8 protein-coding genes and 1 pseudogene are annotated in these 9,700 nt (G+C 70.9%); 6 read left to right on the top strand and 3 right to left on the bottom strand.

All coding sequences use genetic code 11. The features are described from left to right. Positions 1-127 (bottom strand): annotated as a pseudogene (locus TR46_RS41595) (oxidoreductase); the annotation flags it as partial. Positions 128-282: 155 nt separating this feature from the next. On the opposite strand from TR46_RS41595, the gene TR46_RS29850 reads away from it, so the two are divergent. The 6 genes from TR46_RS29850 to TR46_RS29825 all read left to right on the top strand — a co-directional run bounded on the left by TR46_RS29850 (position 283) and on the right by TR46_RS29825 (position 7,199). Continuing rightward, on the top strand, positions 283-1,263 hold the full coding sequence (locus TR46_RS29850) for an ATP-binding protein (RefSeq protein ID WP_042407506.1): 981 nt from the start codon (positions 283-285) through the stop codon (positions 1,261-1,263). A gap of 98 nt (positions 1,264-1,361) precedes the next feature. Beyond that, a complete protein-coding gene (locus TR46_RS29845) occupies positions 1,362-2,015 on the top strand; it encodes a carbonic anhydrase (RefSeq protein ID WP_042407503.1) in 654 nt (217 codons plus the stop codon). A 162-nt stretch (positions 2,016-2,177) separates the two neighbouring features. Further along, a complete protein-coding gene (gene acs, locus TR46_RS29840; RefSeq protein WP_042407500.1) occupies positions 2,178-4,163 on the top strand; it encodes an acetate--CoA ligase in 1,986 nt (661 codons plus the stop codon). A gap of 120 nt (positions 4,164-4,283) precedes the next feature. Continuing rightward, positions 4,284-5,579, top strand: a complete 1,296-nt coding sequence (nhaA, locus tag TR46_RS29835) for a Na+/H+ antiporter NhaA (protein WP_042407497.1) — start codon at positions 4,284-4,286, stop codon at positions 5,577-5,579. Between the two features lie 141 nt (positions 5,580-5,720). Beyond that, complete coding sequence (locus TR46_RS29830; protein WP_042407492.1) at positions 5,721-6,206, top strand: phage holin family protein; 486 nt, start codon at positions 5,721-5,723, stop codon at positions 6,204-6,206. A gap of 36 nt (positions 6,207-6,242) precedes the next feature. Continuing rightward, the gene (locus TR46_RS29825; RefSeq protein WP_042407489.1) at positions 6,243-7,199 is read left to right on the top strand and encodes an alpha/beta fold hydrolase; all 957 of its coding nucleotides are present in this window, start codon (positions 6,243-6,245) and stop codon (positions 7,197-7,199) included. A gap of 360 nt (positions 7,200-7,559) precedes the next feature. Here the strand turns inward: TR46_RS29825 and TR46_RS29820 are convergent, their stop codons facing one another. Further along, complete coding sequence (locus TR46_RS29820) at positions 7,560-8,258, bottom strand: metal-dependent hydrolase (protein WP_042407477.1); 699 nt, start codon at positions 8,256-8,258, stop codon at positions 7,560-7,562. A 199-nt stretch (positions 8,259-8,457) separates the two neighbouring features. Further along, a complete protein-coding gene (locus TR46_RS29815) occupies positions 8,458-9,636 on the bottom strand; it encodes a MarP family serine protease (protein WP_042407475.1) in 1,179 nt (392 codons plus the stop codon). Positions 9,637-9,700: the final 64 nt, after the last annotated feature.

Raw genomic sequence — 9,700 nt, 5'->3', positions numbered from 1 at the left:
TGACCCGGTGTCCGTAGAGGCGGTCGACGGCACGGCGGGCCTCGGCCACCGCCTCCGGCACGCCGGGCAGCAGCCCGAGCGGGGCCAGGGGGTCGTCGGACGGCTGGGCCGGGGTTGGTGTGCTCACGGGACCGAGCGTACGTAACACAGGGAGGGGGGCGCGCCCCGGGGCACTCTCACCCGAAAGAGTCAACAGTGCACAAAGCCGATCACCGGAAGCCCCGGAGTCGCTAGCATGACCACATTCGGTGACGATAACGATTACCAATAAGGACAGCCCCCATGAAGATCGCCTTCGTCGGCAAAGGAGGCAGCGGCAAGACGACCCTGTCCTCCCTCTTCGTCCGGCACCTCGCCCGGACCGGCGCCCCGGTGCTGGCGGTGGACGCCGACATCAACCAGCACCTGGGCACGGCGATCGGGCTCAGCGAGCCGGAGGCGGCGTCGCTGCCGTCGATGGGCGCGCACCTGCCGGAGATCAAGGAGTACCTGCGCGGCGCCAACCCCCGGATCGCCGACGCGGAGTCAATGATCAAGACCACTCCGCCCGGCAGCGGCTCACGGCTGCTGCGGATCGCCGAGGACAACCCGGTGTACGCGCTGTGCGCCCGGGAGTTCCGGGTGGACGGGGCGCCGCTGCGGCTGATGGCGACCGGCGCGTTCACCGAGGCGGACCTCGGGGTGGCCTGCTACCACTCCAAGGTCGGCGCGGTCGAGCTGGTCCTGAACCATCTGGCGGACGGCCCCGGCGAGTACCTGGCGGTCGACATGACGGCCGGCTCCGACGCCTTCGCCTCCGGCCTGTTCACCCGCTTCGACATGACCTTCCTGGTGGCCGAGCCGACCCGGAAGGGCGTCTCGGTGTACCGGCAGTACAAGGACTACGCGGCCGACTTCGACGTCAACCTCCGGGTGGTCGGCAACAAGGTGCAGGGCCAGGACGACGTGGACTACCTGCGCGAGGCCGTCGGGGAGGACCTGCTCGCGGTCTTCGGCCAGTCGGACTGGGTACGGCGCACCGAGCAGGGCCGCGCGCCCCGCCTGGACGCCCTGGAGCCGGAGAACCTGGCCGCGCTGGACACCCTGCGGGCGGCCGTGGACGCCTCGTACCCGCTGCGGGACTGGGAGCGGTACACCCGGCAGATGGTGCGCTTCCATCTGCGCAACGCCGAGAGCTGGGGGAACGCCAGGACCGGCACCGACCTCGCGGGCCAGGTGGACCCCGATTTCGTGCTCGGCGAGGCGGTGGCGATGACGGCCTGACGCCGCGTCCGACACCCGGTCGGGTGAAGTTCAGCCCTTGGGCTCTCCTTCAGGTAAAGAATTCATTACTCTTCATTTACCTGATCTTGGGAGGCGCGATGATCCACGACCACCTGCGCGGGGTGCGGGACTTCCAGCAGCACACCGCGCCCGGCCTCCGCCCCGAGCTGGCCCGGCTGGCCCGGGAGGGGCAGTCGCCCTCGCAGCTGTTCATCACCTGCGCCGACTCGCGGCTGGTGCCCAATGTGATCACCAGCAGCGGCCCCGGCGACCTGTTCACCGTCCGCAACATCGGCAACCTGGTCTCCCAGCCCGACGACTCGGGGTCCGCCGCCATCGAGTACGCCGTGGAGGTCCTGTCGGTGAGCACGGTCGTGGTGTGCGGGCACTCGGGCTGCGGCGCCATGCAGTCGCTGCTGCGCGGGGCGCACCGGCGCGAGGGCCAGGCCGGCACCCCGCTCACCCGCTGGCTGCGGCACGGCCAGGACTCGCTGCAGCGGGTGCGGCACGCACCGGCCCGGATCCGCGGCTCCGCCCTGTCCGAGGACCCGCTGGAGCGGCTCTGCCTCACCAATGTGGCCCAGCAGGTGGACAACCTGCGGGCGCACCCCTCGGTGCGGCGCGCGCAGGACTCCGGCCGACTGCGGTTGACTGGGCTCTACTTCGATTTCGCCACGGCGCAGGCGTACCGTCTCGCCCGCAACGGGCGTACCTTCAGCCCCGTCCGACCGCGACTGGCCTCAGCGGCTTGACCTGCCCGGATGCTCACCGCCTGGCGAAATCCGAACAGGTCTACACCAATTATCCGAGGGCTCTTGTCAGCGCGCCCGCATCCTGGTGAGCTAGGTCACGACATAACGGGTCGGCGGGGATTATCGGGACGCCCGCACCCAGATCTTGATGAGGAGTGCGCGTTGAGCAGCAATGAGAGTCTGGCCAACCTGCTCAAGGAAGAGCGTCGATTCGCCCCGCCTGCTGAGCTCGCCGCCACCGCCAATGTGACCGCCGAGGCGTACGCCGAGGCGAAGGAGGACCGGCTCGCCTTCTGGGCGGAGCAGGCCCGCCGCCTGGACTGGGCCACCGAGCCCACCCAGACCCTGGACTGGTCCAACCCGCCGTTCGCCAAGTGGTTCGCCGACGGCGAGCTGAACGTCGCCTACAACTGCGTGGACCGCCACGTCGAGGCCGGCCACGGGGACCGGGTCGCCATCCACTTCGAGGGCGAGCCCGGCGACGGCCGCGCCATCACCTACGCCGAGCTCAAGGACGAGGTCTGCAAGGCCGCCAACGCCCTGACCGAGCTGGGCGTGCAGAAGGGCGACCGGGTCGCCGTCTACCTGCCGATGATCCCCGAGGCCGCGGTGGCGATGCTCGCCTGCGCCCGGATCGGCGCGGCCCACTCGGTGGTCTTCGGCGGCTTCTCCGCCGAGGCCGTCGCCTCCCGGGTGCAGGACGCCGACGCCAAGCTGATCATCACCGCGGACGGCGGCTACCGCCGCGGCAAGCCCGCCGCGCTCAAGCCGGCCATCGACGAGGCCGTGCTCAGCTGCCCCACCGTCGAGCACGTCCTGGTGGTGCGCCGCACCGGCCAGGACACCGCCTGGAACGACAGCAAGGACGTCTGGTGGCACGAGATCACCGGCCGCCAGTCCACCGAGCACACCCCGCAGCCGATGAACGCCGAGCACCCGCTGTTCATCCTCTACACCAGCGGCACCACCGGAAAGCCCAAGGGCATCCTGCACACCACCGGCGGCTACCTCACCCAGACGAGCTACACCCACCACGCGGTCTTCGACCTCAAGCCGGAGACCGACGTCTACTGGTGCACCGCCGACATCGGCTGGGTCACCGGGCACTCCTACATCGTCTACGGGCCGCTGGCCAACGGCGCCACCCAGGTCATGTACGAGGGCACCCCGGACACCCCGCACCAGGGCCGGTTCTGGGAGATCGTGCAGAAGTACGGGGTGACCATCCTCTACACCGCGCCCACCGCCATCCGCACCTTCATGAAGTGGGGCGACGACATCCCCGCCAAGTTCGACCTGTCCTCGCTGCGCATCCTGGGCAGCGTCGGCGAGCCGATCAACCCCGAGGCGTGGATGTGGTACCGCGAGCACATCGGCGGCGACCGCTGCCCGATCGTGGACACCTGGTGGCAGACCGAGACCGGCGCCATCATGATCAGCCCGCTGCCCGGCGTCACCGCCACCAAGCCGGGCTCGGCGCAGACCCCGCTGCCCGGCATCGCCGCCACCGTGGTCGACGACGAGGCCCGCGAGGTGCCCGACGGCGGTGGCGGCTACCTGATCCTCACCGAGCCTTGGCCGTCGATGCTGCGCACCATCTGGGGCGACGACCAGCGCTACCTGGACACCTACTGGTCCCGCTTCGGCGCCGGGCACGACCCTGCGGAGACCGACTGGCGCTACTTCGCCGGCGACGGCGCCAAGAAGGACGACGACGGCGACCTCTGGCTGCTCGGCCGGGTGGACGACGTGATGCTGGTGTCCGGCCACAACATCTCGACCACCGAGGTCGAGTCGGCGCTGGTGTCGCACCCCAAGGTCGCCGAGGCGGCCGTGGTCGGCGCCACCGACGCCACCACCGGCCAGGCCATCGCCGCCTTCGTGATCCTGCGCGGCACCGCCCACGACGACTCCGAGCTGGTCGCGGAGCTGCGCAACCACGTCGCCAAGGTGCTCGGCCCGATCGCCAAGCCCAAGCTGATCAAGGTGGTCACCGAGCTGCCGAAGACCCGCTCCGGCAAGATCATGCGCCGGCTGCTGCGCGACATCGCCGAGGGCCGTGCGGTGGGCGACACCACCACGCTGGCCGACTCCACGGTGATGGAGCTGATCCAGAGCCAGCTGCCGTCCGGGGGCGACGAGGACTGAGCCCCTCGAAGCAGCCCCGAGGCCGTTCCCGCGTCCGCGCGGGGACGGCCTCCCGTGTGTCCAACGGATAGCATCGGACAAATGTGACAAACCGTCCGCCAGCCTCCGGAGGGCCCACGCGTGAGTGACCGCCCCACGCCCCGCCCCACATCCAGCCCCACGCCCAGCCGCACCTTCCTCGGCAGGCTCCCGCTCCCCGAGCGGGCATTCCTCGCGGACGCGCTGCGCGCCGAGACCGTCGGCGGCATCCTGCTGCTCGGCGCGGCCGTGGTGGCACTCGTCTGGGCGAACGCCTGGCCGGCCGCGTACCAGAGCGTGCTGGACACCACCGTCGGCCCCTCCTCGCCGCTCCACCTGGACCTCTCGCTGGGCGCCTGGGCCAAGGACGGACTCCTCGCGGTCTTCTTCTTCGTCGCCGGGATCGAGCTCAAGCGCGAACTGGTGGCCGGGGAGCTGCGCGACCCCAGGGCCGCCGTGCTGCCCGTGGTCGCGGCCGTCTGCGGGGTGGCCGTCCCCGCGGCGGTCTACGCCGTCGTCAACAGCGGCCCCGGCGGCCATCCGGCGGGCTGGGCCATCCCCACCGCCACCGACATCGCCTTCGCCCTAGGCGTGCTGGCCGTGGTCGGCTCGCACCTGCCCTCGGCGCTGCGGGCCTTCCTGCTGACCCTGGCGGTGGTGGACGACCTGATCGCGATCCTGATCATCGCGATCTTCTACAGCACCGGGATCAAGCTCTGGGCGCTGGGCCTGGCCCTGCTCGGGCTGGTGCTCTTCTACGGGCTGCACCGGATGCGGGTGCGCGGCTGGTACCTCTACGTCCCGCTGGCCCTGGTGATCTGGGCGCTGATGCACGAGAGCGGCATCCACGCGACGGTGGCCGGCGTGGCCATGGGCCTGATGCTGCGCTGCACCAGGGACCCCGGCGAGCAGCACTCCCCCGGCGAGCACATCGAGCACCTGGTGCGGCCCTTCTCGGCCGGGTTCTGTGTGCCGGTGTTCGCCCTGTTCGCGGCGGGGGTGTCGGTCAGCCCCCGGGCGCTGGGCGAGGTGTTCACCCAGGCCTCGCCCCTGGGCGTGGTGCTCGGCCTGGTGTTCGGCAAGTGCCTGGGGATCTTCGGCGGGACCAGGCTGGCGGCCCGCTTCACCCGCGCCGAGCTCAATCCCGAGCTGGAGTGGGGCGACCTTTTCGCGGTCTCGGTGCTGGCCGGGATCGGCTTCACGGTGTCGCTGCTGATCGCCGAGCTGGCCTTCGCCGACGACCACGGGCTGTCCGAGCGCGACAAGGCCGCGGTGCTGGCCGGTTCGGTGATCTGCGCGGTGGTGGCCGCGGTCCTGCTGCGACTGCGCAACCGCGTCCACCGGCAGCTGTACGAGGAGGAACTGGCCGAGCAGCCGGCTGCGTCACAGCCGGCGTGACCGCCTGCGCGGTCGACGGCCCGGCGGCCGAACGGGGTATGACGCACCGGCAGAAGTCGAGTGGTGCGCTACCGCAGGCACGAGGCATGATCTGAGACAGTGACATGATGCCGTGGACCCATACACGCGAGGAGACCCCCGATGTCAGCTGCTGACAGGTACGAGGCCAGCCCCACGAACGGCAGTGCCGACCGTAGCGTGGGCCAGCTGTTCGCCGCCGCCACCGCCGACCTGTCCGCGCTGGTGCACGACGAGATCGCGCTGGCGAAGAAGGAGATCAAGAAGGACCTGATCCGCGGGGCCGCCGGGGGCGGCGCCGCCGCCATCGCCGCGGTGACCGCGCTGGCCTCGATCCCGGTGCTGAGCTTCGCCGCCGCGTACGGCATCCACGACCTGCTGGGCTCCTCGGGGGTCACCTTCGGCTGGTCGCTCACCATCGTCGGGGTGGTCTACCTGCTGATCGCGGCGCTGCTCGGCTTCCTGGCCTACCGCGCGATCACCAAGGTCTCGCCGCCGGAGCGGACCATCGCGTCCACCAAGGCCACCGTCGACGTGCTGAAGAACACCAAGCCGCATCCGGCCGCGCCGATCGGCCCCGCCGACGAGCACAAGGTGCTCACCCCCTGATCCCTGATCAAGGCCAGGATGTGACACGCTCTCCCCATGTCGTCTGACAGAACCCCGGGCGGGGCCCACAGATCCACCGACACCTTCGATCCGCGCATCGAGGGCCCCTGGACCCACCGCGACGTCTCCGCCAACGGCGGGCGCTTCCACATCGCCGAGCTGGGCGAGGGACCGCTGGTGCTGCTGGTGCACGGCTGGCCGCAGTTCTGGTGGACCTGGCGGCACCAGCTGACCGCGCTCGCCGAGAACGGCTTCCGCGCGGTCGCCGTCGACCTGCGCGGCGTGGGCGGCAGCGACCGCACCCCGCGCGGGTACGACCCCTCCAACATGGCCCTGGACCTGACCGGGATCATCCGCTCGCTCGGCGCCCAGGACGCGGCCCTGGTCGGGCACGACCTCGGCGGCTCCCTGGCCTGGACGGCGGCGGTGATGCGCCCCGCGCTGGTCCGCCGGCTGGCCGTGGCCTCCAGCGCGCACCCGCGCCGCTACCGCAGGGCGCTGATGACCGACCCCCGGCAGATCACCGCCGCGGAGCACCTGCTCGGCCTCCAGCGGCCCTGGGTGCCCGAGCGGCAGCTGGTGGCCGACGGCGCCGCCCTGGTCGGCGAGTACCTGACCGCCTGGACCGCGCCCGGGTGCCACCCGGACGAGAAGGCATTGCTGACCTACCGTCACGCGATGCAGCTGTCCAACACCCGGCACTGCTCCATCGAGCCCTACCGCTGGCTGATGCGCTCCATGGGCCGTCCCGACGGGCTGCAGTACTCGCGCCGGATGCGCAGGCCGGTACGGGTGCCCACGCTGCACCTGCACGGCGCGGCGGACCCGGTGCTGCTGGCCAGGACCGCCGCCGGGTCCGGCGAGTACGTGGAGGCGCCCTACCGCTGGCGGCTGCTGGAGGGGATCGGGCACTACCCGCAGGAGGAGGACCCGGAGGGGTTCTCCAGGGAGCTGGTGAACTGGCTCCGCGACCCGGAGCCGGACCGTCGCTGACCGGTCATCATGACTGCGTCATAAGCGGAATCCGATGACGTGAAAATATGCCAGAAACCGGCCGATTGGCCGCCCCGCACGGGATTACGCCGCGTCCCGTGCGGGCAGTCCTCTACCTATGAGCTGGATGCACGACCGCGCTTTCGCGCCACGTACCCGCCGCCGCTCGCCTCAGCAGACAGCGGCCGCAAGCTCGTTCAACGGCACCTCAGGCGCCGCCCCCGAAGCCCCCGCGACCCGCGGTGACCTCCTCGTCCATGTGGGGATACCGCACATCATCACCCGCCGCGCGCGCTGGGTCACCTCCCGGCTGCGCCAGCGCTGACGCCGCACCCCGGCGCCGATGCCTCCGGCCGCCCGTCAGAGCGAGTTGGGCGAGAGCGCGGTGAACCACAGCAGGGCGACGGTCGCTATTCCCATGATCGGGACCAGTATCTCCGTCTCCAGCTTGTTTCCGCTGCTCTTGATCACCACGATCTCGTAGCGGGTCCGGATCGGCCACAGCCACGGTGCGCCCTGCTTGGTGATCGAGTCGCCGAGCAGGTGCGCCAGGCAGCCCAGGCCGACCGCGTACGGCAGCCAGCCCGGCGCCGAGGGAATGAACTTGTCGATGACGCCTGTCCCGAGCAGCGACATCGCCACGATGGTCCCCCAGGCCGAGAAGCCGTGCCCGGGCGGGCAGAGGTTGAGCGCCCGCACGGCCATGGCCAGCAGGAAGAAGGTCAGTCCCAGGGTGAACCAGCGGCCGACGTAGGTCACCCCGGCCCAGGTCCCCGCCGTCATGAAGGCGATGAAGAACAGCGAGTGGGTGGCGTGCCGGTGGCCGCCGGAGATCCAGGCGACGAAGCGGCACAGCAGCTTGGAGATCGGGCCGAGGAAGTTGGCGATGGTGCCGTCGTGGTGGTCCAGGTCGGGCAGCAGCGCGGCGCCGGCGCACAGCACCGTGCCCATCAGGATCTCCTGCGGGCTGAGATGATGGTGCATCATCAGCGGCGGCAGGTACGGCGCGGTGGCGGCGAAGAGCAGTGCTCCGCTGACCGCGTGCGAGTGACCCATCATGGCGTGGACGCCCTCCCCCTTGTGATGACGGCACCGTCAAGATCCGTCCGAACCAGGCGTCCCAGACGGTATCAGCAGGGCAGGACACCTTCTGACAGCGCCCGCCACCGGAACCCGCGGGGGCTCGGGAGTCGTCCCCCGAAGGACGCAGCCAGCAGGGACGGACAGGTCCCGACGGAGGATCAACTCCGGGCCGGACCTACAGCGCGCAGGACTCGGAGTCGACCTTCTGCGTGGCGCTCGCCCCCTGCTGGGCGTCGGAGCGGACCTCGGCGGCGGTGAGCGCGTACCCGGTCTGGGCGTCGTCGAGGGACTTGGCGAAGACCACCCCGTAGACGTCGCCGTCAGGGGTGAGCAGCGGGCCGCCGGAGTTTCCCTGACGCACCGTCGAGCGCAGCGAGTAGACGTCCCGGGTGACGGTGCCGCGGTGGTAGATGTCCGGTCCGCTGGCGTCCAGCCGGCCGCGGACGCGGGCCGCCTGGACGTTGAAGGGGCCGTTCTCCGGGAAGCCCGCCACGATGGCGCCCGCACTGGTCTTGGCGTCGCCCGCGAACACCAGCGGGATCGCGTGCAGGCCGGGGACGTCCAGCACCGCGATGTCCCGCTTCCAGTCGTACAGCACCACCTTGGCGCCGTAGATCCTCCCGCCCAGGTTCACCGTCGGCGCCGAGACGCCGCCGACGACGTGGGCGTTGGTCATCACCCGCTGCGCCGCGTAGACGAAGCCGCTGCCCTCGATGACCTTGCCGCAGCTGGGAGCGGTCCCGACGACCTTGACGATGCTCTTGTGGGCCTGCACCACCGCGTCGCTGCTCGCCAGCGCCGGGTCCGGGGCCGGCACATCGGTGATCGGCTCGCTCTGGAACGGGTTGAACACCTGCGGGAAGCCGTTGCGGGCCAGTACCGAGGTGAAGTCGGAGAACCACTCGGGCGCGTCCGCGGGCAGTGCCTTCTGGACGTTGCCGAGCACCTTGGAGGTGCGGACCTCATGGGCGACGGTGGGCAGCGAGGTGCCGGCCAGGGCCGTCCCGATCAGCCAGGCGACCAGCAGCATGGACACCACATTGACGATCGCCCCGCCCGCCGCGTCCCAGATCCGGGCCCGGCTGCGGTCGATCGGGCCGCGCAGCTTCCAGCCCCAGTGGGTGGTGAAGGCCTGGCCGACCGACGCGAAGACGATCACCACGACCACGGCTATCACCGAGGACATCGTCCCCGGGGAGAGGTGGTTCAGCAGGAACGGCAGCAGCTGCACCGCGATCAGGCCGCCGCCGAGGAAGCCCACCAGTGAGAGCGCACCCACGACGAAGCCCTGCCGGTAGCCGGAGACGGCGAATCCGACAGCGGCGGCGACCAGCAGGATGTCGAGGACGTTCACGGCGACGGTGGCAGCTTCCTGGGCGGGAGGGTTGGCGCGAAGCGCTACGAGACGAGGGTGGCGA

Origin of the sequence: Streptacidiphilus carbonis (assembly GCF_000787775.1) — a bacterium.
GTDB classification, from domain to species: Bacteria; Actinomycetota; Actinomycetes; order Streptomycetales; family Streptomycetaceae; genus Streptacidiphilus; species Streptacidiphilus carbonis.
This window is presented reverse-complemented; position numbering and strand designations above follow the sequence as displayed.

Excerpts from the sequence above, each read along its gene's own strand:
- TR46_RS29850 (WP_042407506.1), top strand. The coding sequence starts at position 283 with ATGAAGATCGCCTTCGTCGGCAAAGGAGGCAGCGGCAAGACGACCCTG.
- TR46_RS29845 (WP_042407503.1), top strand. The coding sequence starts at position 1,362 with ATGATCCACGACCACCTGCGCGGGGTGCGGGACTTCCAGCAGCACACC.
- TR46_RS29830 (WP_042407492.1), top strand. The coding sequence starts at position 5,721 with ATGTCAGCTGCTGACAGGTACGAGGCCAGCCCCACGAACGGCAGTGCC.
- TR46_RS29825 (WP_042407489.1), top strand. The coding sequence starts at position 6,243 with ATGTCGTCTGACAGAACCCCGGGCGGGGCCCACAGATCCACCGACACC.
- TR46_RS29820 (WP_042407477.1), bottom strand. The coding sequence starts at position 8,258 with ATGATGGGTCACTCGCACGCGGTCAGCGGAGCACTGCTCTTCGCCGCC.